The sequence below is a fragment of the Cedecea sp. B1(4) genome, from assembly GCF_059414925.1.
The window spans coordinates 711,780-735,023 of record NZ_JCAHMZ010000002.1; the positions used below are offsets into that span (position 1 = coordinate 711,780).

22 protein-coding genes are annotated in these 23,244 nt (G+C 56.3%); 14 read left to right on the forward strand and 8 right to left on the reverse strand.

Annotated features, from left to right (window positions below):
• Nucleotides 1–154 precede the first annotated feature (154 nt).
• Nucleotides 155–961 carry a 5'-nucleotidase, lipoprotein e(P4) family gene (locus ACR6JA_RS06700; protein ID WP_494493150.1) on the reverse strand — a complete coding sequence of 269 codons (807 nt, stop codon included), beginning with the start codon at nucleotides 959–961 and terminating at the stop codon, nucleotides 155–157.
• Nucleotides 962–1,138: 177 nt separating this feature from the next.
• On the opposite strand from ACR6JA_RS06700, the gene ACR6JA_RS06705 reads away from it, so the two are divergent.
• On the forward strand, nucleotides 1,139–2,158 hold the full coding sequence (locus tag ACR6JA_RS06705) for a Ppx/GppA phosphatase family protein (protein ID WP_494493151.1): 1,020 nt from the start codon (nucleotides 1,139–1,141) through the stop codon (nucleotides 2,156–2,158).
• 42 nt (nucleotides 2,159–2,200) lie between these two features.
• Here the strand turns inward: ACR6JA_RS06705 and ACR6JA_RS06710 are convergent, their stop codons facing one another.
• A complete protein-coding gene (locus ACR6JA_RS06710) occupies nucleotides 2,201–3,412 on the reverse strand; it encodes an MFS transporter (protein WP_213714227.1) in 1,212 nt (403 codons plus the stop codon).
• A 108-nt stretch (nucleotides 3,413–3,520) separates the two neighbouring features.
• Between ACR6JA_RS06710 and ACR6JA_RS06715 the strand changes: the two genes are divergently transcribed.
• Together ACR6JA_RS06715 and ACR6JA_RS06720 are read left to right on the forward strand one after the other, a co-directional pair.
• Complete coding sequence (locus ACR6JA_RS06715) at nucleotides 3,521–6,205, forward strand: ATP-binding protein (RefSeq protein ID WP_494493152.1); 2,685 nt, start codon at nucleotides 3,521–3,523, stop codon at nucleotides 6,203–6,205.
• A 122-nt stretch (nucleotides 6,206–6,327) separates the two neighbouring features.
• Nucleotides 6,328–7,503, forward strand: coding sequence for a YbfB/YjiJ family MFS transporter (locus ACR6JA_RS06720; protein ID WP_494493153.1), 1,176 nt, complete (start codon nucleotides 6,328–6,330; stop codon nucleotides 7,501–7,503).
• Here the strand turns inward: ACR6JA_RS06720 and ACR6JA_RS06725 are convergent.
• Nucleotides 7,486–8,334 (reverse strand): LysR family transcriptional regulator, encoded by an 849-nt coding sequence (locus ACR6JA_RS06725; RefSeq protein WP_494493154.1) that lies wholly within the window; start codon nucleotides 8,332–8,334, stop codon nucleotides 7,486–7,488. The genes ACR6JA_RS06720 and ACR6JA_RS06725 overlap by 18 nt on opposite strands.
• A 91-nt stretch (nucleotides 8,335–8,425) precedes the next feature.
• Here ACR6JA_RS06725 and ACR6JA_RS06730 point away from each other — a divergent pair, with 91 nt between their 5' ends.
• Nucleotides 8,426–9,481, forward strand: a complete 1,056-nt coding sequence (locus ACR6JA_RS06730; protein WP_213714216.1) for an NAD(P)H-dependent flavin oxidoreductase — start codon at nucleotides 8,426–8,428, stop codon at nucleotides 9,479–9,481.
• Between the two features lie 25 nt (nucleotides 9,482–9,506).
• Here ACR6JA_RS06730 and ACR6JA_RS06735 read toward each other — a convergent pair whose 3' ends face one another.
• On the reverse strand, nucleotides 9,507–10,337 hold the full coding sequence (locus tag ACR6JA_RS06735) for an oxidoreductase (protein WP_494493155.1): 831 nt from the start codon (nucleotides 10,335–10,337) through the stop codon (nucleotides 9,507–9,509).
• Between the two features lie 116 nt (nucleotides 10,338–10,453).
• Here ACR6JA_RS06735 and ACR6JA_RS06740 point away from each other — a divergent pair, with 116 nt between their 5' ends.
• Nucleotides 10,454–11,350 (forward strand): LysR family transcriptional regulator, encoded by an 897-nt coding sequence (locus ACR6JA_RS06740; RefSeq protein ID WP_494493156.1) that lies wholly within the window; start codon nucleotides 10,454–10,456, stop codon nucleotides 11,348–11,350.
• Here the strand turns inward: ACR6JA_RS06740 and ACR6JA_RS06745 are convergent, their stop codons facing one another.
• A complete protein-coding gene (locus ACR6JA_RS06745) occupies nucleotides 11,351–12,238 on the reverse strand; it encodes a LysR family transcriptional regulator (RefSeq protein ID WP_494493157.1) in 888 nt (295 codons plus the stop codon).
• Nucleotides 12,239–12,326: 88 nt separating this feature from the next.
• Between ACR6JA_RS06745 and ACR6JA_RS06750 the strand changes: the two genes are divergently transcribed.
• The 3 genes from ACR6JA_RS06750 to ACR6JA_RS06760 all read left to right on the forward strand — a co-directional run bounded on the left by ACR6JA_RS06750 (nucleotide 12,327) and on the right by ACR6JA_RS06760 (nucleotide 13,997).
• Nucleotides 12,327–12,881, forward strand: coding sequence for an NAD(P)H-dependent oxidoreductase (locus ACR6JA_RS06750; RefSeq protein WP_494493158.1), 555 nt, complete (start codon nucleotides 12,327–12,329; stop codon nucleotides 12,879–12,881).
• A 79-nt stretch (nucleotides 12,882–12,960) separates the two neighbouring features.
• The gene (locus tag ACR6JA_RS06755; protein ID WP_166992484.1) at nucleotides 12,961–13,431 is read left to right on the forward strand and encodes a hypothetical protein; all 471 of its coding nucleotides are present in this window, start codon (nucleotides 12,961–12,963) and stop codon (nucleotides 13,429–13,431) included.
• A 5-nt stretch (nucleotides 13,432–13,436) separates the two neighbouring features.
• Nucleotides 13,437–13,997, forward strand: a complete 561-nt coding sequence (locus tag ACR6JA_RS06760; protein WP_034809284.1) for an RNA polymerase sigma factor — start codon at nucleotides 13,437–13,439, stop codon at nucleotides 13,995–13,997.
• A gap of 47 nt (nucleotides 13,998–14,044) precedes the next feature.
• Here the strand turns inward: ACR6JA_RS06760 and ACR6JA_RS06765 are convergent, their stop codons facing one another.
• Together ACR6JA_RS06765 and ACR6JA_RS06770 are read right to left on the reverse strand one after the other, a co-directional pair.
• Nucleotides 14,045–14,476 (reverse strand): DUF6979 family protein, encoded by a 432-nt coding sequence (locus tag ACR6JA_RS06765; protein WP_494493159.1) that lies wholly within the window; start codon nucleotides 14,474–14,476, stop codon nucleotides 14,045–14,047.
• On the reverse strand, nucleotides 14,473–15,804 hold the full coding sequence (locus tag ACR6JA_RS06770) for a glycoside hydrolase family 10-like protein (RefSeq protein ID WP_494493266.1): 1,332 nt from the start codon (nucleotides 15,802–15,804) through the stop codon (nucleotides 14,473–14,475). The genes ACR6JA_RS06765 and ACR6JA_RS06770 overlap by 4 nt, the downstream gene beginning before the upstream one ends.
• 303 nt (nucleotides 15,805–16,107) lie before the next feature.
• Here ACR6JA_RS06770 and leuC point away from each other — a divergent pair, with 303 nt between their 5' ends.
• From leuC to ACR6JA_RS06790, 4 genes are read left to right on the forward strand one after another with little or no spacing between them, the layout of a single operon-like run.
• Nucleotides 16,108–17,532, forward strand: a complete 1,425-nt coding sequence (leuC, locus tag ACR6JA_RS06775; RefSeq protein WP_494493160.1) for a 3-isopropylmalate dehydratase large subunit — start codon at nucleotides 16,108–16,110, stop codon at nucleotides 17,530–17,532.
• A complete protein-coding gene (leuD, locus tag ACR6JA_RS06780) occupies nucleotides 17,533–18,147 on the forward strand; it encodes a 3-isopropylmalate dehydratase small subunit (RefSeq protein ID WP_213714199.1) in 615 nt (204 codons plus the stop codon). It begins immediately after the preceding gene.
• 6 nt (nucleotides 18,148–18,153) lie between these two features.
• The gene (locus ACR6JA_RS06785) at nucleotides 18,154–19,077 is read left to right on the forward strand and encodes an alpha/beta fold hydrolase (RefSeq protein ID WP_494493161.1); all 924 of its coding nucleotides are present in this window, start codon (nucleotides 18,154–18,156) and stop codon (nucleotides 19,075–19,077) included.
• A gap of 19 nt (nucleotides 19,078–19,096) precedes the next feature.
• The gene (locus tag ACR6JA_RS06790; protein WP_494493162.1) at nucleotides 19,097–20,029 is read left to right on the forward strand and encodes a LysR substrate-binding domain-containing protein; all 933 of its coding nucleotides are present in this window, start codon (nucleotides 19,097–19,099) and stop codon (nucleotides 20,027–20,029) included.
• Here ACR6JA_RS06790 and ACR6JA_RS06795 read toward each other — a convergent pair.
• Entirely contained in the window at nucleotides 19,996–20,796 is an 801-nt protein-coding gene (locus ACR6JA_RS06795) for an SDR family NAD(P)-dependent oxidoreductase (RefSeq protein WP_213714191.1), read from the reverse strand. The two genes, ACR6JA_RS06790 and ACR6JA_RS06795, sit on opposite strands and share 34 nt — an antisense overlap.
• A gap of 144 nt (nucleotides 20,797–20,940) precedes the next feature.
• On the opposite strand from ACR6JA_RS06795, the gene ACR6JA_RS06800 reads away from it, so the two are divergent.
• Both ACR6JA_RS06800 and ACR6JA_RS06805 read left to right on the forward strand, forming a co-directional pair.
• Nucleotides 20,941–21,735 (forward strand): CDP-diacylglycerol diphosphatase, encoded by a 795-nt coding sequence (locus ACR6JA_RS06800; RefSeq protein WP_284143099.1) that lies wholly within the window; start codon nucleotides 20,941–20,943, stop codon nucleotides 21,733–21,735.
• A gap of 214 nt (nucleotides 21,736–21,949) precedes the next feature.
• Nucleotides 21,950–23,083 carry an MFS transporter gene (locus tag ACR6JA_RS06805; RefSeq protein ID WP_494493163.1) on the forward strand — a complete coding sequence of 378 codons (1,134 nt, stop codon included), beginning with the start codon at nucleotides 21,950–21,952 and terminating at the stop codon, nucleotides 23,081–23,083.
• Nucleotides 23,084–23,244 lie beyond the last annotated feature (161 nt).

Genomic DNA, 23,244 nt, shown 5'->3' on the forward strand with positions numbered 1-23,244 from the left:
AGGTCTTCCCTGGATTTTCGGCTTAAAGGAGGGCTTTGTCGTCGAGGAAGTGCTGTACAGACGATGATGTCGCCCACCGCTGGCTTAGAGCACAGCTTCAGCCCAGCATAGCGGCATAAAAAACCCCACCGCATGGGTGGGGTTGCCAGAAAACTTATTTCCCGGACCAGGTACGCAGTGCGTTTTCACGCGCTTCAGCCTGCTGGGCAGTATTCAGCTTGTAGTAGTTTGGCGCTAAAGCACCTTCCCAGTCGCCGTACATTGGGTTCGGCAGAACAATAAACTGGGTGCCAAACTTGCTGCGGTTATCGCTGGCAAACTGCTGACGCTGGGACTGATCCTTGTGGTAAGTCGCTTTGCCAAAGTCATTCAGGTTGTCGCCGATGTACATCACCACATCATAGCCTTCGGCTTTGATCGCATCGAAACGGGCCTGCTTGTTGGAGCTGTCGGTTTTCAGGCGCACGGTTTTGTCGCTTACGCCGGTAAAGCCCAGAGCTTTCATGTTGGCGACGGTGGCGTCAAAGTCTTTGCTGTCGCGGTTGGACACATAGAACATCGTGCCGCCGTGGCTGTTCACGTAGTTAGCAAAATCCACCGCGCCCGGGACGGCCAGCGCCTGGCGAGCCTGAGTCCACTGGGACCAGGATTTGTCGTCAAACGCTTTGTTGTTTTTGGCCTGCCACGCGCTGTAGGCGCTGTTGTCGAGCATGGTTTCATCCAGATCTACGATAACTGCCCGCTTAGCGTGACCCTGTTTAGTGGATTGATTCCACGCGGTGCGAGCGCTGTTAAACGACTGGTATGCCAGCGCACGGTATTCGCCGGATTGCTGGAACCAGTTCACCGCCATCACCGTCTGGCTCGCCAGTTTTTGATCCGCCGCCTGCTGCTGATTTGCACAACCCGTCAGGCTGACCAGCACCAGCGCTACCGCGCCACCCAATAAACTTTTCTTCATTTTTATGTCCTTACCCTTGCTTTTATCATTAACGCCATTGATACCTGCCGGCCCCTGCACTGAACAATGCAGTGACTTTTTCTAACAAAATCAGCAGGTATTGTTAAAAAGTGTTTTACCGAATATTAAAGCTACGTTATCAATAGCTTTTTAATGGATCGACACTGGATACTCAATATGACAAAAATATTTCGACGCAATTTTTTTCCCCTGATAGTGGTAGCGGCATTACCCGGCGTGAGCGTTGCGGCCCACGCAGCTGGCTGTGAGGAGACCCGGGCGGGCATCGACATGGGCTCCGGCACCACCAAGCTGGTGGTCGCCAAAGTGGATACCTGCAAGCAGCGCATCAACAAAGTGTTGTTCGAAGATCAGCGTCCAATCGGTTTTAACGAAGATTTATCCAAATCTGCAGATAACACTCTCAGCCCAGCGATTCAACAGCAGGGGCAGACGGCGCTGCGCGAGCTAGCTGCAGAGGCCGCCCGCTATCATCCTGCCCGTTTTAACGGCGTGGCTACCGCTGTTTTTCGCAGCGCGTCTAACGCCCAGCAGACGATCGATGCCTTCAACCGTGCTGCTCCGGTGAATCTAAAAATTATCACTCAGGCACAAGAGGCCGAGCTGGGCTTCCTGTCCGCCAAAGCCTCGATGCCCGTACCGCTGGCAGACGATCAGATGGTGGTCTGGGACATTGGCGGCGGGTCGATGCAAATGACGACCTGGCTGCAAAAACACGACAAATGGCAGCCGGAGATTTACCAGGGCAAGCTGGCCTCCGTCACGCTGAAGAACTACATCATCGACGTGGTGAAAAACAAAGATTTGCATGACGTCAGCTCGCCAAATCCGATTGGTTCCCTGCGTGACGGCGTGCTGCGTTTTGTTCGCTTCTATGCCACCACTCACGTCAGCCCGGAGATGAAACAGGCGCTGGCTAAGCGTACCGTCGTGGGTATCGGCGGGGTGCATGACTTCTCCGTCAGCAAGCAGCTCAATGAAAAAGTTTACACCCTCGCCGGTCTACAAAAATCTTCCGCCAGCCAGGTCTGGAAAGGGGATTCAGAGCTGCGCGGTGATTACCGGGCCACGGACGTCAGCAACCTGCTACTGGTTCAGGGCTATATGGAAGCCCTGAAAATCCCTCAGGTGACCGTGGTGAAAGCCAACCTCGTTCAGGGCGTGCTGATTCAGTAACGTCTTATGCTTCAGGCGGCGATTTTCGTGCCGCCTGTGGCACTAACCGCGTTTTTGCTGCCCGATCAGATGAATGATTAGCCCGATAAGGCTAAGCCCACCGCCCAGCATCGAAGCCAGTTCCCAGCCGCCGAGTCGCCACATCAGGCTCGCGCCCCAGGATCCCAGCGCGCCGCCGATAAACATGCCGCTCATAAAGACAGTATTGATACGGCTGCGGGCTTCCGGCCTCAGGGCATAGATCACGTGCTGGTTAGAGATCAGCGCCGACTGCTCGCCCAAATCCATCAGGATGATGCCAATCACCAGCCCGGTGAGCGAAGTCCACAGCCCCAGCACCGCAAACGAGATAACCATGACCAGCGCCCCAAGCCCGATAACGGTATACGGTCCCCGGCGGTCGGCAATCCGCCCGGCAAGCGGCGCAATCAGGATGCCTACGGCACCCACAATGCCCATCAGACCGGCGATGTCTGCGCCAAGATGAAAAGCAGCGTGCAGCTGCAAGGCCAGAATGGTCCACAGGCCGATGAACGAACCAAACAGCGCGGCCTGAATCCAGGTCGCCCGGCGCAGCAGCGGTTCTTCCCGCCACAGAGAAACCAGCGAGCGCATCAGGGTCATGTAGCTCTGTTTATTACCGGACGCGTGGTGCGGCAGGGTAAAGAACAGCATCAGCCAGCCGAAAGTGGTTGCCACCGCGCCGAGCCAGAAGGTCGCTCGCCAACCCCAGTGATCGCCGCTAAAACCGCCCACGGCCCGGCCAAGCAGTATGCCGCACAGCACGCCGCTCATTACCGTGCCGACCACCTGTCCACGGCGTTCCGGTTTAGCCAGCTCGGCGGCGAACGGCACTATTTGCTGGGCCACTGATCCGGTTACGCCCACGGCTGCAGAGGCAATCACAATCGTGACAACATTGGGCGCTAAGGCGAGACACGCCAGCGCGACCGCCAGCCCGGCGGACTGCCAAAGGATCAGCGTGCGGCGGTTAATTTTGTCGCCCAGCGGCACAAGCAAAAACAAACCAAAGGCAAATCCAAGCTGCGTTGCCGTCGGCGCCAGGCTGACAAGCGCAAGCTGCCCTGGAAACGCCTGCTGAAGCAGTTCCAGCAGCGGCTGGTTGTAGTAAACATTGGCGACAAAGACCCCGCAGGCCAGCGCCATGATCAGCAGCAAAGTCGAGGTTAAAGGCGAATTCTTTTCCGCCTCGGGCGGACGATTCAGGGTGACGCTCAGGGGATTATCCGACATGATTTTTCTCTCTGGGAATGACGAGTCCTGATGCTGAACGATTGTCCGCCCGCAATCTTTGCCCTAGAATTTCAGACTTCTGAAATCACCTGAAAAGCGACCGTTCTTATGCCTGCCGACGAGACCCAACCCCGCTCAGAAAGAGATGACGACATGGTGGTCTTTGGCCGCTATCAGCTGTTTCCCGATTTGGGATTGCTGCTAAGGGACGGCGTTCGGCTGGAGCCGGGCGAGCGGGCAATGGCGGTGCTGCGGCGGCTGGTCAGCGAAGCGGGGCAGGTGGTGACCAAAGAGACGCTGCTGGCCACCGTCTGGCCAAAAGAGATCGTCGAAGAGAATAATCTGCAGGCGCAAATCTCCGCTTTGCGCAAAATTTTTGGTCCCGACCGCAATTTGATTACCACAGTGTTTGGCCGGGGCTACTGCTTTACCGCCACGGTGAATAAGCTGCAGGCGGCCACGTCATCGCTGCCCGTAGCCGCCCCTGCAGCGGTTTTACCTCGCCCCCGTTCACCGCTGATAGGGCGTGAAAGGGAGCTGTGTGAAATCAGAAAACGACTGATCGAGCATACTGTTTGTACGCTGGCGGGCCCGGCGGGCATCGGCAAAACCCGGCTATTGCTGGAAGTGGCTCGCGAATCCGCCAGTCTTTATCCCGATGGCGTCTTTTTTGCCGACCTGTCCAGCCTGAACGCCGGATCAGATCCAGCCCCAGTTTTGCGGGCGGCACTGGCCGGTATTCGTGGCGAGAGACCGTTGCAGCCGCGCCCCGCGCTGCTGGTGATTGATAACTGTGAGCATCTGTCGGCCGCCTGCGCCAGGGAAATTGAGCATCTACTACAGCGAAACGAATTACTGAGCATTTTGCTGACCAGTCAGTCTCCGCTGGGGATTGAAGGGGAGCAGGTTTACCGCGTGGGGCCGCTGACTTTGCCGCCAGCGCAACTGGCCGCCAGCGAGGCGCAAAGTTTTAGCGCGGTTGAGTTTCTGGTACAGCGCATTCAAGCGGTGGATTACGCGTTCCGCCTGAGCGAAGAGAATATCGGGCCGATCCTGGCGCTCTGCCGGTTGCTGGATGCCGTACCGCTGGCGCTGGAAATTGTGGCTGCTCGCGTTGCCAACCTGGGACCGGATGCCGTGCTGGCTGACCTGAGCGGGCGGGAGACGTTACCCGAAACGCCGGGAGTGACGGCTTCCCGACACAGAACGCTGGCCGAGGCGCTGGACTGGAGTTATCGATTACTTACGGCTGAAGAACAGCGAGTGTTTCATGCCCTGGCGGTGTTTCCCGGTGAATTTGACCTTGCCGCCGCGAAAGGATTGTTAGATCAACAAGAGGTCAGCGACGTGGTGGCCAGCATGGTGGCGAAATCCCTGTTGGTTTTGCAGGCGGGCACGCGCCCGGCCAGGTATCGCTATCTCAACATTGTGCGCACGTACGCTCGCCGGACGCTGGCCCCAAACAGCACCCCGTATTTTCTTCGCCATGCACAACTTGTGGCCGACAGCATGGTGCGGGCAAGAGTTGCCTGGGCCGAAGAGTCCAGTCCGCAGTGGCGCCGTCAGTATGGCTATTTAATTGACGATCTCCGTGCGGCGGCAGACTGGTGTTTTGGCGTGGGCCAAAATGCCCCGCTGGGAAGAAGTATTCTCGCTAACGCCACGCCGTTCTGGATCCAGCTTTCGCTCCACGGCGAGTGTCGCCAGCGGATTACCGCCGCAATTAACGATTCGCACAATGGTCAGGCCACGCCGCGCGAAGAGATGCTAATGCAGGCCGCACTGGGCTCGGCGCTGGGCTGGGCGCAGGGGCCCATTGAAGAAAACGGCCAGGCCTGGCGGCGAACCAGGGAGATTGCCAGCACGCTTGGCGATGTGGAAATGCAATTACAGTCCGAGTACGGGCTGTGGCTCTATCACCTGCGCAGTGGCCGTTACGCTGATGCCGCAGAGAACGGCAAAAAAATGGCTGAAATGGCGACACAAACCGGTGATTACGGCGCGCTATTAACCGCCCGTCGCCTGGCAGGCACCGCGCTGCACTTTTCCGGCGAGCAACAGGCCGCGCTCAGCGAAATTCAGGCTTTGCTGGATCGCACCGTGGATGATGACAGCCAGAGAGCACCTTTCCGCTTTGGGCTGGATCAGCGCGTGGCGGGCTGGGCTTTCCTGGTGCGGGCGCTGTGGGTGACTGGCGATGTCGCGAAAGCCAGAAGAGCGGCGCAGCTGGCGGTGGAAGAAGCCCAGGCGCTGGATCATGCCTGTTCACTGTGTGCGGCCCTCGCGGAAGGCACCTGCACGCTGGCGGCCTTAACCGGAGATACCGCTGGCGTGCTACAGGTAGCCTCGCGGATTGAGGCCATCGCCCTGGAACACGGCCTGGGCTTCTGGCGGCTTTATGCGGCCGCTTTTACCTTTTGGGGCAGGCTTCGCCAGCAACCTGAAACGGTACTTCCCCAGCAGATCCTCGCCATGCTTACCCGGCTGCGGGATAACGGTTTTGATCCCACTTATTCACTTTTTCTCTCTGATTTCGCTGCCGCGCTGGCGCAAAAAGGCCAGCCAGAGATAGCTGAGGCGCTGATCGCGAAACGGCTGTCCGTGTTGGGCGCCAACCAGTCTCTGTGGAACCTGCCCGAGCTGATGCGGGTTCAGGCGCACATTCGTTACGGCGGCCAACCAGAATATGGCCTGGAACTCAGCATGGCGCTGCAGTCTGCGCTGCTGCTGGCACAAACCCAGATGGCAAAAGGCTGGATGCAACGCATAGAAACCGATCTGCGTCATCTGTGATCTTCCGATGAAATGCAAAGCGGCAGAAAAGCCGCTTGCTTGTTGCTCTTGTCGACATTAATCTCAAAATAAGATTTAAATAAAAATAATATTCACATTTAGAGATTTAAAGGGTGAGGGTCATGACAATACATTTCAGGCCAGAAATTCGTGCGCTGCAGCTGGCGCTTGCGGGTGCAGTGGTACTGGCGATAGGTATGGGCTACGGGCGTTTTACCTATACCGGCATTCTGCCGGTGATGCTGAAAGAAGGGCTGCTGTCGCTGCATCAGGGCAACCTCGCCGCATCGGCTAACTACGCAGGTTATCTTATTGGTGCCTTACTGCTGGCGAAAGCTAAGCCTGCCGACGCGCAGCGGTTAAACATGGCCTCCGTCGGGTTAACCATTGGCTGCCTGCTTCTGCTGGCATGGACTAAATCGCCGTGGGCGGTGATAGCGGTTCGGGGGTTTGCCGGCCTATTGAGCGCGGTGTCGCTGATTGCGGCTTCACTGTGGCTTCTGCAGCACATGAAACACCATACCGGCGCGCCGGTGCTGTATGCCGGGGTTGGGCTGGGGATCTTTTTATCTGCGGAATTTATCGCGCTTGGTAAAGCTTATGGCTATACCAGTCAGCAAATCTGGCTGCTGTGCGGGATCGCTGCGCTGCTATTGTTTACGCTGGTTTATAAACTGCTGCTTAGCCCACCGGATTATCTGATCGACGACCAAAGGCAGGCTTCCAGTCAGCTTCAGCCAGTGGCAGAGAATGCTAAAGCGGCGTGGAAACTGCTGGCTATCTACGGCCTGGCGGGCTTCGGGTATATCATTACGGCCACCTATTTACCGCTTTTTCTTTCCGGGTCACTTAGTACGCTGGATCCGGTGCAGCTTTGGGCTATCTTTGGCCTGGCCGCGATACCGTCCTGTTTTGTCTGGCATCAAATCGTCTTGAAGTATGGTTATCGCCGCGCTTTTGCCGCCAATCTTCTGGTTCAGGCCGCGGGCGTAGTGCTTCCGGCCTTTAGCCACTCGCTGCTTTTTTGCCTGTTAAGCGCTGTGCTGGTGGGCTTTACGTTCACCGGCACGGTGACGATAGCCTTACCGGAAGCCAGGAGGCTGGCGCACCTGGTACGCTTCAATATGATCGCGGCGATGACCGCTATTTACGGCATCGGACAGATTATTGGGCCGTTGGTTGCCGGAGAGCTGTACGGCTTAACGGGCAGTTTTAATGGGTCATTAGCCGCCGCCAGCGGCGCATTGCTGCTGGCCGGCGGGCTGGTGCTAACGGGGCGTTCAGAGGTTGCTGGCTGAAGCGAGAATCTGCTTCATCGCCTCAAGCGCGGTAGAGCGATAGCCCTTACGCCAGACTAACTGAGTGAGGGCGTCGGCCACAAACTGTTGCTGCGTTCCTTCCGGCAAAACCAGCGTCGCCGCGACGCTTTCCGGGAGCACGCCGCTGCAGCGTCCTGCGGCAACGGAAGCGATCATCGAGTGATAAGAGCTGACGTCCTGCACTTCCACCAGAGTTTGTGCGTTGAGCAAAGCCTCACCGCGCGCCCGATAGGAACATCCGCGCGGAAAAGCGGCAAGACGAGGATGATTGCCGCTGGCGGTTTCAGGCACGAGCAACACCAGGCGTTCAGTGAACACGTCCATGAACTCAAGATCTACGGGGCAGTGAACCTTTCCCCCGGCTTCCGGTAACAGGCTCACCAGCGCGCAGTCCAGTGAAGCGTGGCGAACCTGCTCCAGCAGCTGCTGCGTCGGCTGGGTGGTTAAGGTGAGGGCGACATCAGGATACTGATGGTGAAACTGCTGGAACACCGGCATCAGGCGGCTGACTGCGGTGGCTTCCATCGAGCCCATATTCACTGCGCCTGCAGGCTTACCCGGATGCAGCGCCTGTCGGGCTTCTTCCGCCAGGCTAAGTATTTTTTTGGTGTAGGCGAGAAAACTTTCGCCTTCCGGCGACAGGATCATTTTCTTGCTGTCGCGCACGAACAACGCGACGCCAAGATCTTCTTCCAGTTGCTGAATGCGGGTGGTGATGTTCGACTGCACGCGGCCGAGCTTTTGGGCTGCTTTCGTCACGCTTTGTTCTTCGGCAACGATTTTGAACATCTGCAGTGTGGTGTGGTTCATATTTTTTATTCTCAATATGATAACGATCTTGATCTTAGCATCTTCAAATAAGATGTTAAGCCTTCAATCTCTCATTTTCTGAGGTAGCGCCATGTTTCGTAGCCTTTCCCAACTGCTCGCGATAGACCACCCCATCATACAGGCCCCTATGGCGGGCGTCTCCACCCCGGAACTGGCGGCGGCGGTCAGCAATGCCGGTGGCCTTGGTTCGCTGGGCGTTGGCGCGAGCGACGTCGTGCAGGCCAGGGCAGCCATCCTGAAAACGCAGGCCTTAACCTCGCGCCCGTTCAGCGTGAATCTGTTTTGCCATCAGCCTGCCAAACGGGATGAGGCGCTGGAACGCGCATGGATTGATAGCCTGCGGCCGCTGTTCGCTGAGTTTGGCGGCACGCCGCCGGAAACGCTCCACGAAATTTACCAAAGTTTTGTTGGCCACGAAGCAATGCTGGAGATGCTGCTGGAGACGGCTCCGGCCGCGGTCAGCTTCCATTTTGGCGTGCCCGAGCGTGACGTTGTTCAGGCCTTCCGCGAAAGAGGAATTGTGACACTTGCCACCGCCACCCGGCCCGAAGAGGCTTTGCTGATCCAGGCGAGCGGCGTGGATGTTATTGTGGCGCAGGGCTTTGAAGCTGGTGGGCATCGCGGAATGTTCGACGAGAAGGCTCACGATACACAGCTCAGCACCTTTACGCTTGTGCAACTGCTGAAAAAACAGGTCACGCTGCCGGTTGTTGCTGCCGGAGGGATTATGGACGGGGCCGGTATTCACGCCATGCTAAGCGTGGGGGCGGACGCGGTACAGCTGGGGACCGCGTTTCTGCTTTGCCCTGAGTCCGCCGCCGATGATGGCTACCGGCAACGGCTTCAATCCAGCCGGTCACACCGGACGGAGATGACTCACGCCATCTCTGGCAGAGCGGCGAGAAGTCTGGAGAACGATTACTGCCGCCACGGGCGAATCATCGGCCAGCATGCCGTCCCGGCTTATCCGGTGGCCTACGATATTGGTAAAGCGCTTGCCGGCCTTGCAAAAAGCCACGGTCACCAGGGCTACAGCGCACACTGGGCCGGGCAGGGCGTGAACCTGATCCGCGAAATGCCCGCCGCTGAATTACTGCAAACGCTGGTGCGAGAAGCCGGGCTGTGAAGTCCATGCCCGGCGTTTAGATGTTTTACCGGGAGAAGTCAGTGGAGCGAGCAAGATCCTCCCACCGCGCCAGTTCATCATTCACGTTGTTATTTTTCTCCCGAAGGGCGGCAACTGTGTCACTCCCCAGCGGCAATCGAAGCGGTGGTACTGGTGTTTGAGAGAGTTGAATAATCGCCTCAGCCAGTTTTTGAGGGTTGCCCGGCTGCCTGTGGTTCACCTGGGCGGCAAATTTACGCATCTCTCCCACCGTCGGTGCGTAGTCATCAATCTGACGGCCTGTGCTGCTCAACGATTGCCGATCGAGGAAATCGGTGCGGAAATATCCTGGCTCAACCACCGTAACCTTGATATTTAATGGCTTAAGCTCGTGGAACAGGGCTTCACTGAGCGCTTCCACGGCGAATTTTGTTGAGCAATAGACGCCCCAGCCCAGAGATGCCCGGTATCCGCCGATAGAGGAGATGTTCATCACATGGCCTGACTTCTGCGCCCGCATTTGCGGCAGTACGGCTCTGGTGACGGAAAGAAGGCCAAAGACGTTCGTTTTAAAGAGTTTTTCCACCTCTTCTGCGCTGGCCTCTTCCACGGCACCTAACAACCCGTAGCCCGCGTTATTCACCAGAATATCGATGCGACCAAAACGCTGCAGGGCAAGATTGACGGCTGCCTGAGCCTGCGGCTCATGAGTGACGTCCAGCGCAACGGGCAGTAGATTTTCGTGTTCACCCAGACGCTCAACAATGTGCTTAGGGTTCCGCGCAGTGGCGACCACGGCATCACCTGCTTCAAGTGCTTTTTCGGCGATAAGCGCGCCAAATCCCCGGGATGCACCGGTAATAAACCAAACTTTCATAGCCTTACCTCATCAGAAAAACTCGCCGTATTCACGAGATTGTGTGTAATGTACCTCCCGGTAATAATTGATTTAATACCAATAAAACTTGATGACCTTATGAAGAGAACTCACAAATGAAAAAGGTCAGTAATAACGAACTGGCGTGGGTACTGGCGATTGCCACGCACCGTAATATGAGCCGCGCCGCCGTTGAACTGGGCGTAACGCCTTCGGCGCTCAGTCATTCGCTTCGCAGCATCGAGGAACGGTTAGGCGTCCGATTATTCAACCGGACGACGCGAAGCATCGCACTGACTGATGCCGGGCAAAGGCTGTGTGCAAGGCTCCAGCCTGCGTTTCGCGACATTGATGCCGCCCTCGAAGATCTTAGCCAATTCCGCGGCCAGCCCATGGGGACACTGCGCATTAACGCTGGCAGACCTGCGGCACAGCTCGTACTGCTGCCGCTTATTTCGACATTCATTGCCCGATATCCGGACGTTAACGTGGAAATCGATGCCGATAATTCCCTGGTGGATGTAGTGTCAGACGGGTTTGATGCCGGCGTGAGATTTGGCGAGACGGTGGATGCGGATATGGTGGCGATCCCGCTTGGCCCCTTTATACGCCCGGCGGTCGTGGCAACCCCCGAGTTTTTTACCCGTTACCCCGTTCCCCGACACCCAAAGGAGCTGCGGGCGCTGCCGTGTATTCGCCTGCGTTTTTCAAGCGGCAGTCTTTACCGCTGGGAATTTGAAAAAGACGGGATCAAGATGGATAACGCGGTAGAAGGACCGTTAACGCTCAACGACATGGGGCTGATTGCCGAGGCGGCGCTTTACGGCAGCGGCCTGGCCTATGTTTTTGAAGACCTGGTCACCGCCCCGCTGAATGAGGGGCGTCTTGTCAGAGTACTTGAGGACTGGTGCCCTTACTATCCGGGGCTGTACCTATACTATCCGAGCCGCCGCCAGCTCCCCATGCCGCTGAAAGCCTTTGTCGATTTTGTGCTCGCTCAGCCCCGGATTTGATCAGGTTAAAAGCCCTACCAATATAGCGGCCACGTGCTGCAGGGCCACATCCTGGCTCCGGCGTTTGTGCCAGGCCAGGTGCAGTGAAAATCCAGGCAGTTCTACGGGGGCAGGGAAAGCGACCAGTCCTTCAGTAAAAGGTATGACCCGGGAAGGCAGCAGGGCCAGCATATCCGATGCCGCCAGCAGCTGCGGCACCATCTGGAAATTCGGCAATACCAGCCCGACGCGGCGGCGTAATCCCAACTTTGAGAGTTCCGCATCCACCGGAGTGACGCTTTCCCCTTTCCCGGAGGTGATAATGTGCGGCCAGGCGAGCCAGCGCTCAAGGCTAAGCCCGGATGCGGCAGGATGTCCCTCACGCATCGCCACGACATAGTGCTCGTCCATCAACAGTTCGCTATGAATGTCCGCGGCAGGCTGAGGAAAGACCGAAATGGCGATATCCGTGGTGCCGTTAAGCAACGCTGTTTCAGCCTGTTCCGCGCCAGCCCAGCCCTGAACGATGGGGTCAATCCCCGGGGCCGAATGCTGAAGTTTTTGCATCAGCGGCACCAGCACGAACAGCGCCGGAAAATCCGCCATGGTTATCCGCAGTTGCTGCTTAATTTGATGCAGAGGAATCACCGGCGGGTCGATAAGTTCAGTAATGCCGCCCAGCACGGATTTCAGCGGGGCACGAAGAGACAGAGCAAGGGGGGTCAGCCGCATGGTGCCTCTGCCACGCTCCAGCAGTTCGTCGTGAAAAAGATCGCGACAGCGGGAAAGGGCTGCAGAAGTGGCAGATTGCGACAGGCAAAGTCTGTCAGCAGCACGGGTGACGTGCGCCTCGTCGAGCAGGGCGTCCAGCACCACCAGAAGGTTGAGATCCAGCGTTCTTAAATTCATACGACAGATAATAGATTATCTTGATTATCTGTTGGAGTAATTTTCTGGGCCTCGCCATTATCGTCTCATCAACCCAAGGAGACGCCCCGTGAACAAAACCCTGGTTTTACTTTTCCATCCGGACTTGTCCCGTTCCAGCGCCAATGCCGCGCTGGCGCAAGAAGTTGCAAAACTTGAACACGTTGAGGTGATCGATGTACAGGCGCTTTACCCTGACGGGCTCGACATTTACCGCGACGGCGAGCGCGAAGCGGCCCGGCTACTTGCCGCCGACCGTATTGTGCTGCAGTTCCCGATCCACTGGTACTCCATGCCAGCCATTATGCGCCAGTGGCAGGACGCGGTGCTGACCCGGATGTTCTACCTGCATTACGAGGAGGAGGGGCGAAAGCTGGAAGGAACGCCGCTGTATGTGGCGGTCACTGCCGGTAACCTGGAGGAAGCTTATCGTCCCGGAGGCCGTAATCTTTTTACCCTCGAATCTCTGTTAGCCCCCCTTCGGGCCACGGCAAATCGCTGCGGCCTGACCTGGCATAGCCCGTTTGTGGTCTACACTGCCGATAAGCTCGACGCTGCGGGGCTGAAAACGAAGGCAGAAGCGTATGCGCAGGCGCTTACCCGGTGGCGTGAAAATAAATTTTGAATTTTTTAGCAATATTTCTCGCGCTGATTCGTCTACCTCATCACACGTGATTAGCCGTGACTTTACTGAGGTATACATAATGAGAGATTTTGATATGCACCGACATGAACACCGCCGCCGTGGATTCTGTGGCCACCGCATGGGTAAGCCGATTTTGCTCTGCGTGGCATTGTTTGTCGCACTCGGCCTGATCGTGATGACGCTGTGGAATGCAGTACTGCCTGGCCTGCTGGGCGTGAAAGAGATTGGCTTCTGGCAGTCTTTAGGCCTGCTGGCGCTGTGCCGCATTCTGTTCGGTGGCCTGGGCTTCCGCCCGGGCATGTTTGGCAAAGCCCGTCGCCGCATGCACGAACGCTGGATGCAAATGACGCCGGAGCAGCGCGAAGAGTTTATGCAGCATCGCCGCGAGAAATTTGGATTTGGTCACCGCGACCGCTGCGGCTGGCATTCCCGCTGGGATGAGAAAATGGATCCACGTCCTCAGCCTCAGCCGCCGGTGCAACCAGTCCAGCCAGATGAAAACAGCGCTAAAAAACCGGACGCTGAGTGACGACGATGAAAGCCGGAATAGTGGGGGAATCTCTGCTGATGGCAGCGCTGGCCGGCTGCCGCACCCGACTGAAAGCGTTTATTCGCGGGAGAACCGCCGGGCGTGAAGACGCCGACGATATTCTGCAGGAAGTCAGCTACCAGCTTATGAAGGTTGAACAGCCGGTGGAGAACGTCGCCGCCTGGCTGTTCCGCGCCGCCCGAAATGAAATGACCGACCGGGCAAGGAAAAAACGCGAGCTGCCTTTGGCAAGCTGGTTTGGCGGCGACGAAGAGGACGATTACCCGGAAGATGAGCTGGCCGAAACGCTGTTCGGTATCCCGCAAACGCCGGAGGACGAGTACCTGAAGCAACTGTTGTGGGAGGAGCTGGAGACGGCCCTGTCGGAGCTGCCTGCGCCGCAGCGTGAGGTGTTTATCAAAACCGAGCTGCAAGACTATAGCGTGAAGGAACTGGCGGCAGAGAGCGGCGACACCGTGCAGGCGCTGCTCTCCCGCAAACACAAAGCCGTTCTGTATCTGCGCACCCGGCTGCGCAATGTGTATGACGACCTGGCTGGTCAGTAAGACAGCCCCCGGATCCGCCCTGGGAGGGGCGATCCGGATTTTTTCATCTAGCGTAAGCGGGTCGGGCTATAGTTAACGTTCGGTATAGCACCTTCGATAAGTAGGCCAGCTTCCTGAAGGGCAAGCACCACGTCCATTTGCTGATTGTGGTTGGCTGGTGGCAAGATGAAGTCGACAAGGCTCAATGCCCACAACTGACGAGGAGTATAGTCAGCTCCGAGATTGGCGAGCAAAATCTGTGCAGCCCGGATGGCATAATCCTTATTTGGTCCATTCAATGCGCGAGAAGAAAGATATTCTCCGCAGGGTATGTCTTGAACCCAACCAAACTGACATAAAGCCAGAAATGCCGATTTAGGGCAGCCTTTTTCTTTACCTTTCACAGCATGAGACCATGCTTCAGTTGGCGGGTAATGCTGTTTAATAAGCTCAATAGCATTGAGCGTAATAACACCATAAACATTTTGATTAATTCTCATCTATTTTCTCCCCAACGTTCTTTGATGTAATTCACCGCCTGCTGGGTTTGGGGCTGGTTAAGATAATTTTCCCGGAACAAAATGGTGCCGTTAATTTGCGGCACGGCGTCGTTCAAATCGAGCTGCTTTTTCAGCTCCGGCACGCCACCGCTCACCGTCCAGTCAGGCTCATTCTTCGAAGGCTCCCCGACTTTATACAGCGCAATCCCAATATAAAGACGCGTGTTAGTGGGCTTCACTACGTTAGCCCACCAGTTTGCCAGCACGTCGTAGCGGGCGGCACTGCGGGAGAAAGGCCAATAAATCTGCGGGGCAATATAGTCCAGCAGGCCTTTTTGTACCCAGAGACGCGTGTCGGCATAGGACTCGTCATAGGCTGCCGCGCCGCGCGTTTCAGACCCGGCCGGATCGTGGGAGATATTGCGCCAGACTCCCGCCGGACTCACGCCAAACTCTACGCCGGGCTTAAGCTGTTTGATGGTGCGTGAGACTTGCTCGATGAGTTGCTCAGTATTGTGCCGCCGCCAGTCGGCTTTGGACGCGTAGCCCTGGCCGTAGGTTCTGTAAGTCTGGCTGTCGTTGAGCGTAGAGCCCGGTGATTCGGTATAGAAGTAATCATCAAACTGCACGCCGTCGATGGCGTAGTTTGAAACAACTTCGGCGACGATGCTGGTTATCCAGTCGCGCACTTCCGGGATGCCAGGATCAAGCACGAAGCGGTCGCCGGACGTTTTTATCCAGTCGCGATGTAACACATAAACGCTGGCGGGCTGCAAAGAAAGCGTGCGGTTCAGGGCGGCAACTGTGCCTGGCGTGATGTTGGTAGAAACCCGGTAGGGGTTAAACCAGGAGTGTACCTTCATGCCGCGTTTATGCGCCTCATCGAGCATAAACTGCAGCGGATCGTAGCCAGGGTCTTCGCCAATTTTTCCCGTCAGCATATCTGACCACGGCAAAATCTTCGAAGGCCACAGGGCGGTGGCGTCGGGTTTCACCTGGAAAAACACCGTGTTGATGCCCAATGACTTCAGCTTATCCAGCTTGTCTTTTAACGCCTGCTGCTGCTGGCTGATGCGCACGGCGGCGCTGCTGCCGTTAACGGAAGAAACCGGGGGCCAGTCCAGCCGGGAAACCGTTGCCAGCCAGACGCCACGCATCGGCTCGTGATGTTGTGAAGGGGTCGTCACATTCGGCTTAGTGCCCGGCAAGGGCGTGACGAGAGAAACCGGCGGTTTAGAGGCGCAGCTCGCCAGAAGCAGCGCGGCGGCAAGTATCGCGCCAGGTTTTTTGACCCTGGCGGCAGAGAAGAAGCGGCTTGAAGTGGCGATGATGTGCTCCAGATTTTGCCAGTCGGTGAACAACAAGCATTTTCATACTATTCGACATCAAGTCAATCTCTAACGCCGTGAAGTCAAGCAGATGCGGACTAACCTTGCTTACGATCAAAATCCTTATTTATCATCACAATAAATGAAACACACTTCGTGTTTTATCCTATTACGCTTGTGCATCATACCTTTACTGACAGCCTAATCACCCGGTTGCTACTATCCCTGTAGAAATTGTTCATTTTTTATCTGCGTGCCAGCACGCCGTTATTTTATGCTGTGAGAGCAACAAGGTGACCCGTCATGAAGCCTAAAACGCTGTACGATAAAATCATCGATAGCCACGTCATCCGCCCTCTGGACGATCAGGGTAATGTCCTGCTGTATATCGACCGTTCCATCCTCAACGAATACACCAGCCCGCAGGCATTCAGCGGCCTGCGTGACGCCAACCGCAAGGTCTGGCAGCCAAACAGTATCCTGCTTAACGTGGACCACGTTAACCCGACGCGGCCAGAGCGTACGCCAGACATGACCGATCCGGGCGGCGAGCTGCAGGTTCGCTACTTTGAGTCCAACAGCCGTGATTTTGGCCTTGAGCTGTTCGACGTAATGGATCCACGCCAGGGCATTGAACACGTCGTCGCCCATGAACAGGGGATCGTGCTACCGGGCATGGTGATTGCCGCAGGGGATAGCCATACCACTACTTACGGCGCGTTTGGCGCGTTTGGATTCGGTATCGGTACCTCTGAAATTGAGCATATGCTGGCGACGCAGACGTTAGCTTATAAAAAGCTAAAAACGCTGCGCGTGACGGTCAACGGTGAGCTGCCGTTTGCCGCGACGGCAAAAGATATTGTCATGCTGCTGATCGCTGAAATTGGTGCCGACGGCGCGACCGGTTTTGCTATCGAGTTCTGCGGCAGCGCCATTGATGCGCTTAGTGTAGAAGGGCGGATGACCATCTGTAATATGGCGGTCGAAGCCGGAGCACGGGGTGCTTTTATGGCACCTGATGAAAAAGTTTATGCCTACATCAAACCGGCACCGCGTGTACCCAAAGGCGAGATGTGGGTACAGGCGCTGAAATACTGGCGAACGCTCTACAGCGATGCTGACGCGGTGTTTGATAAAGAAGTTGTGCTCGACTGCGCCAGCTTAACGCCTCGTGTGACGTGGGGTACCAGCCCGGACCAGGGTGGCGGCATCACTGAATATGTGCCCGATCCTGCCAGTGAGTCTAATGCGGCCAAACGCCGTGACGTTGAAAATGCGCTGAGATACATGGGACTCACGCCAGGCACGCCGCTGAGCCAAATTCCGATTACCCATGCGTTTATTGGCTCCTGCACCAACGGGCGAATTGAAGATCTCAGGGCGGTTGCCGAGGTGCTGCGAGACAGAAAAATTGCGCCGGGCGTGAGGGGAATTATTGTGCCGGGCTCAACGCAGGTTCGCGCCCGTGCCGAGCAAGAAGGTTTAGCTCAAATCTTTATCGATGCAGGGTTTGAATGGCGGCAGTCAGGCTGCTCCATGTGCCTGGCGATGAACGAAGATGTGCTGCAGCCGGGTGACCGCTGCGCCTCCAGCACCAACCGCAATTTCGCTGGCCGCCAGGGTGCCGGGGCCAGAACGCATTTAATGAGTCCGGCCATGGTCGCAGCGGCGGCAGTGGCTGGTCATCTCACCGATGTCCGTCCGTATTTACAGCAGGGGGAGGCGTAAATGGAACCCTTTAACCGCGTCACCGGCGTGGCTGCGTCGATGATGGCAGCCAACATTGATACCGATGTGATTATGCCGAAGCAGTTTTTGAAAGGTATCGATCGTAACAATCTGGACCGAGGCGTTTTCTTCGACCAGCGTTTTCTGGCCGACGGCTTACCGAATCCTGAGTTTATCCTCAACAAGCCCGCATGGCGGGACGCGCAGTTTCTTATCGTCGGCCCTAACTTTGGCTGCGGCTCCAGCCGTGAACACGCGGTTTGGGGGTTACGTCAACTTGGCATCCGGGCGCTGATCGGTACCAGCTTCGCCGGGATATTCAACGACAACTGCCAGCGTAACGGCGTGCTGACCCTGACGCTGCCAGCGGAGGATATCGAGCGGCTGGCGCAGGCGGCAAACAATCCTGAAGCTAACCGCATTACTGTCGATCTCGCCCGGCAGCAGATCGGCGTGGAGGGCAAAGATATTGCCTTTACGGTCGATGAGCTGAAAAAACATATGCTGCTGGAAGGCCACGATGCCATCAGCTACACGCTGCAGTTTCAGCAGGAGATTCGCGAGTTTGAACAGCGCCATTTTGCTGCGCATCCGTGGCTACTGACTCAGGATTAATTTTCAATGATGAAAGAGAAGGCTGAATTTATTTGCGACAGGGGCGAATCGCCCTTTATCCCGGGTTTCCAGCTCATGGACGTGGCGCTGGAAAACGGGATTACCCTGCGCGCCGCCGTGGGAGGACAGGGTGAACCGTTAGTTTTACTGCATGGCCACCCGCAAAACCACGTGACCTGGCGTAAAATCGCGCCGGTTCTGGCACAGCATTTCACCGTCATCATGCCGGACATCCGCGGCTATGGCGACAGCGCTAAGCCCGCCAGCGACGAAGTTCACCGCCGCTATTCCAAACGAGAGATGGCAAAAGATATTGTCCTGCTGGTGGCGCGGCTCGGTTTCCAGGACGGTTTTGCTTTTATGGGGCACGATCGCGGGGCGCGTGTCGGTCATCGCCTGGCACTGGATTACCCGGCGCAGGTTAAGCGCAGCATTTTTATTGATATCGCTCCGACGGCAACCATGTATGCGCTGACGGACAAAACCTTTGCTACCCGCTATTTCTGGTGGTTTTTCCTGATCCAGCCTTCGCCTGTGCCGGAAAAAATGATCGCCGCAGATCCGGCGTTTTTCCTGCGTAAACATATTGATGGTCAACTTAAAACCCCAGGCGCAACGGAACCTGCTGTGTTTGCCGAGTACCTGCGCTGTTACCAGGATCCCGATACGCTGCGAGCCATCTGCGAAGATTACCGCGCCTCGGCCACAATCGACCTTGAGGATGATGAAGCCGACAAGCATCTGCGCATTAGCAACCCTTTGCTGGTGTTATGGGGGGAGAAAGGCACCGTAGGCCAGCTGTATGATGTCCCCGCTACCTGGCAGGAAAAAGCGCTGGACGTTCGTGGGCGAGCCATGCCCTGCGGGCACAGTCCGCAAGAGGAGTGTCCTGATGTGCTGCTGAGCGCTATTATTCCTTTCTTAACCTGACGCAGAAGATGGCATACCGATGAGCCCCAACGAAACCTCACGCGCCGCCTGGCCGCTTGTTGAAGATTTGAATGTCTTTGTCACCGTGGTGCGCAAAGAAAGCTTTGCCAACGCTGCGGCGGAGCTGGGGCTGTCTCCGTCTTATGTCAGCAAACGCATTGCGCTGCTGGAGAAAAGCCTGGGGATGCGGCTGTTTCACCGCAGTGCCCGCGCGATTCATTTAACAGCCGACGGCCATAAGGCGCTGAGCGGCGCGCTTTCGGTGCTGGAGAGCATGGGCGATTTTGTCTCAGGGCTTGCCGCCTGGCGGGACACGCTAGAGGGCAATATTCAGATGAGCTGCTCGTTTGGTTTTGGCTCAACGTATATGCCGGATGCGCTTTCGGCGCTGGCGGAGCGATATCCGGCGCTAAATATCAAGCTAACGCTGACGGACAGAGTCGTTGATTTGATAGAAGAGGGCGTCGATATAGAAATTCGCGTGGGTGACGATATCAAAGACCTGTATATCACCCGGCAGCTCTCCACCAACAACCGCATACTCTGCGCCGCCCCGGATTACCTGGTAAAACACGGGATGCCAGAAAACATAGCCGATCTTAAAGCCCATAAATGCCTTGTCATTCAGGAACGTAGCGCGCAGTTCGGTGTGTGGCCGTTAACCAACGGCGAGGAAAGCGTGCAGGCTCACGTCAGCAGCCAGCTTTCCTCCAACAACGGCAGCGTGGTATTAAGCTGGGCGCTGAAGGGTCACGGCATTATTTTGCGTTCCCAATGGGAAGTGCAGCGCTATATTGCCCGCGGTGAGCTGGTACAGATTTTGCCCGACTGGCATCAGGCCGCCAATATTTGGGCGGTTTATTCCAACCGCACCAGCGGCTCTGCAAAGTTAAAGGTCTGCATTGATTTTCTGGTGGATTATTTCCAGCGCTTTCCACCGGTGGAAGTGTGACTAATTTCAATACCTGAATACTGTGCACAAGCGGCCAATAAACGTTGCTGAAGAGCAGGCTCTAAAGCGGCCTTCAAGATATTTCCCTGTTTTTGATGATAGAAATAACCGCCGGTTGGTGCTGCAGAAAGCGCAGGATCGGCCGCCAGCCACACCTGAGTGGCCGGGCCAAGGTCAAGGGCATCTGGCGCCTCTGCCCCGCCCATTTTTGTCGGCACCCAACCGGGGTCGACGCAGTTGGCCATCACTTCAGGCCAAAGCCGGGCAATAGCGAAAGTCAGTAGCATGATGTGCAGCTTTGAATCCGAATAAGCCTGTTCGCCATTCCAGGCACGTTTCTCCCACATCAGATCCTGTAGCGTGGCGTCACCCTCAGAGTGCAACGAAGAACTCAAATAGACTAAACGTTTAGGGGGTTGAATGAGCGCGGTGAGAATGTAAGGGGCCAGGGTATTTACGGCAAATATTTGCGCTAACCCATCGGCGGTTATCAGACGTTCGCTCTCCTGGTAGCCGACGGCGGCATTATGAATAATCGCGTCAAACCGGCCAGAAGCATTCACCATCTCTGCCAGGGCTCTGGTTTCGGCAATGCTTGAAAGATCGGCTGAAAAAACAGTTTCTGCGCCGGGAACCTGCCGGAAAGCGTGGGCTGCACGGACTTTATTGCGAGCATGCAGCACAACCTGATGCCCCTCAGCGACCAAACGCTGGGCGGCCATTAAGCCAAGGCCATCGGCTGAACCCGTAATAAAAATCCTTGCCATTTACAACCTCCTCGAATGAAAGATGGACACGTACAGCGATATAGATTTCTGTAAAATAAAACATATTCACTCTGGCGTGTGTCCGATTATGCTTTATCAGATAAACATCGCCCTTCGTTGCTGCCAGGTAAGGATGCAGAAATAATGAAAAGAAACGGAATCGCGCCCCTGGTTTTTACCAGCTTAAAACGAGGTGTGATCTTTGCCGCGCTCTTTACGCTGGTGGGCTGTGCCCGCTCCGATGCATTGTGGGGCGTGGTCGATAAGGTTTGCATGACTAACTATCAGCATACGAGCAACCCGGCGCCGTGCCAGCAGATCTATATGCCTGAAGGGAAGGCCCAGGGTTTTAGCGTTATCCAGAACCCGCGCTACCCTTACCATTTTATTCTTGTCCCCACGGCAAAGATGACCGGTATCGAAAGCCCGGCGCTGGCAGCAGCGGGGCGCACGGACTATTTCGGCTATGCCTGGCTTATGCGTCGTCTTTTAGACTGGCAGTATGGCGGCCCAATCCCCGACGATAAACTTGGCCTGGCGCTTAACTCGGCTTATGGACGCAGCCAAAACCAGCTTCATATTCATCTGACCTGTCTGCGGGAAGACGTCAGGCGTCAGATGCTGGCAGAACGTCCCTTTATCACGGAAGAATGGCACCCCTTGCCCGATAAACTCCTGCGTTACACCTGGTATGCGAGACGGGTGATGCAGCCGACGGTGATGGGAATTGACCCTGTTCACAGCGTCGCCAGCTATTTTCATTTATCGCCGGAACAGCTGGCAGAGTGGGGCGTGGCCGTCATTCCAACCGCTTACGGCGATCAAAAAGGGTTTATTTTGCTCACCACGAAACGAGGCTGGGATCGCAATAATCGGGCCTCGGTGGAAGCGCTACTGGATAAAGAGTGTGCCATTTTACCGCCCATATCTTCCCGCTGATGTGCCATATGAGTATTGTCGGGATCGGACAACCTGAATGTTGTAAGGCATAAGCATAAATGGGATCATGATAATTAGATCCCATTAGAAAGAGCACGTCTGCGCCGCGATGGCTATCGAGTGAACAGGTGGGAACCAACGGACAAGCATCCGGTAAGTGCAAAAATAGATGAATATACCATCAGGGTAATTAACGATTTCATAGTCTCTCCTGATGATTGCCACTACCCTGCGTTCAACGTTTACCGGGGCGGCCCCTTTGTTGGATATGGTGCGTGACGCTCTGGCTCTGTCCACCGCGCAGACAGGCCTTATGACCACGCTTCCGCTGCTGGCGTTTGCGATAGTCTCACCGTTGGCTGCCGGTTTTGCCCGTCGGTTCGGCACCGAGCGTACCCTGTTTGCCGCAATGCTTGTCATCTGCGCCGGAGTCCTGCTGCGCTCTGCCGGCCACGTCGCGCTGCTGTACATCGGTACGTCGGTTATCGGCAGCGGGATCGCTATCTGTAACGTGTTGTTACCCAGCCTGTTGAAGCGTGATTTCCCGGACCAGGTCGCGAAGCTGACGGGAGCGTACTCGCTGACAATGGGCGTTTCTGCCGCCGCCGCATCGGCAATCGTGGTGCCGATTGCGATGCACGGTTTCGGCTGGTCAGGTGCGATGCTGTCGCTGATTATTTTCCCGATCCTGGCAATGATAGTCTGGGTGCCGCAGCTGCGGAGTAAGACACCGGTCAACCTTTCTGGCAACCCGGCGCTGCACAATCGGGGGATCTGGCGTTCACCGCTGGCCTGGCAGGTGACGCTGTATACCGGTATTAACTCGCTGATTTATTATGTGATTGTTGGCTGGCTTCCGTCTATTTTGATTAGTCACAACTACAACGAAGCGCAGGCAGGCTCAATACACGGGCTGCTCCAGCTCGCAACCGCGATCCCCGGTTTGTTTATTGGTCTTGTGCTTAGCCGTATGAAAGATCAGAGTAGGGTGGCCGTGCTGATGTCAATGCTGTGGTGCATCAGTGCGCTTGGTCTGTGGCTGATGCCTGACTTCTCTTCCCTGTGGGTGTTCATTGGCGGGTTTGGTTCCGGGGCGGGGCTGATCCTCGGCCTGTCCTTAATTGCTTTACGTACCAGCTCAGCCCACCAGGCGGCGGCGCTTTCAGGCATGGCGCAGTCCGTAGGCTATTTACTGGCGGCCTTCGGCCCACCGGTAATGGGAAAACTCCACGATGTTTCCGGGAGCTGGTCGTTGCCGCTGATGCTCTGTGCGTTACTGGCGATCGTGATGGCTGTGTTCGGCGCCTTTGCTGGACGCCAGATTGAACTCGGTCCTGCCGGAAAGTAGCCGGCCCAAACCCTCTCCAGTCAGCATTGGTGAGGATTCTGTTTTAAACCTTTAGGTGAGTCGACAACGTCCCCTTTTCTTTGGAAAGTGAAGGGGATATGTGCTATGAGGGCTACGTTTTCCAAGCGTCCCCCTACCAGACAAAGAGATTGAACACTCTT

Coding starts and splice junctions, on each gene's coding strand:
- ACR6JA_RS06795 (WP_213714191.1), bottom strand. CDS start 20,796: ATGGCAAGGATTTTTATTACGGGTTCAGCCGATGGCCTTGGCTTAATG.
- ACR6JA_RS06790 (WP_494493162.1), top strand. CDS start 19,097: ATGAGCCCCAACGAAACCTCACGCGCCGCCTGGCCGCTTGTTGAAGAT.
- ACR6JA_RS06705 (WP_494493151.1), top strand. CDS start 1,139: ATGACAAAAATATTTCGACGCAATTTTTTTCCCCTGATAGTGGTAGCG.
- ACR6JA_RS06760 (WP_034809284.1), top strand. CDS start 13,437: ATGAAAGCCGGAATAGTGGGGGAATCTCTGCTGATGGCAGCGCTGGCC.
- ACR6JA_RS06725 (WP_494493154.1), bottom strand. CDS start 8,334: ATGAACCACACCACACTGCAGATGTTCAAAATCGTTGCCGAAGAACAA.
- ACR6JA_RS06800 (WP_284143099.1), top strand. CDS start 20,941: ATGAAAAGAAACGGAATCGCGCCCCTGGTTTTTACCAGCTTAAAACGA.
- ACR6JA_RS06740 (WP_494493156.1), top strand. CDS start 10,454: ATGAAAAAGGTCAGTAATAACGAACTGGCGTGGGTACTGGCGATTGCC.
- ACR6JA_RS06745 (WP_494493157.1), bottom strand. CDS start 12,238: ATGAATTTAAGAACGCTGGATCTCAACCTTCTGGTGGTGCTGGACGCC.
- ACR6JA_RS06700 (WP_494493150.1), bottom strand. CDS start 961: ATGAAGAAAAGTTTATTGGGTGGCGCGGTAGCGCTGGTGCTGGTCAGC.
- ACR6JA_RS06720 (WP_494493153.1), top strand. CDS start 6,328: ATGACAATACATTTCAGGCCAGAAATTCGTGCGCTGCAGCTGGCGCTT.
- leuC (WP_494493160.1), top strand. CDS start 16,108: ATGAAGCCTAAAACGCTGTACGATAAAATCATCGATAGCCACGTCATC.
- ACR6JA_RS06805 (WP_494493163.1), top strand. CDS start 21,950: ATGATTGCCACTACCCTGCGTTCAACGTTTACCGGGGCGGCCCCTTTG.
- ACR6JA_RS06715 (WP_494493152.1), top strand. CDS start 3,521: ATGCCTGCCGACGAGACCCAACCCCGCTCAGAAAGAGATGACGACATG.
- ACR6JA_RS06710 (WP_213714227.1), bottom strand. CDS start 3,412: ATGTCGGATAATCCCCTGAGCGTCACCCTGAATCGTCCGCCCGAGGCG.
- ACR6JA_RS06755 (WP_166992484.1), top strand. CDS start 12,961: ATGAGAGATTTTGATATGCACCGACATGAACACCGCCGCCGTGGATTC.
- ACR6JA_RS06765 (WP_494493159.1), bottom strand. CDS start 14,476: ATGAGAATTAATCAAAATGTTTATGGTGTTATTACGCTCAATGCTATT.
- leuD (WP_213714199.1), top strand. CDS start 17,533: ATGGAACCCTTTAACCGCGTCACCGGCGTGGCTGCGTCGATGATGGCA.
- ACR6JA_RS06785 (WP_494493161.1), top strand. CDS start 18,154: ATGATGAAAGAGAAGGCTGAATTTATTTGCGACAGGGGCGAATCGCCC.
- ACR6JA_RS06735 (WP_494493155.1), bottom strand. CDS start 10,337: ATGAAAGTTTGGTTTATTACCGGTGCATCCCGGGGATTTGGCGCGCTT.
- ACR6JA_RS06730 (WP_213714216.1), top strand. CDS start 8,426: ATGTTTCGTAGCCTTTCCCAACTGCTCGCGATAGACCACCCCATCATA.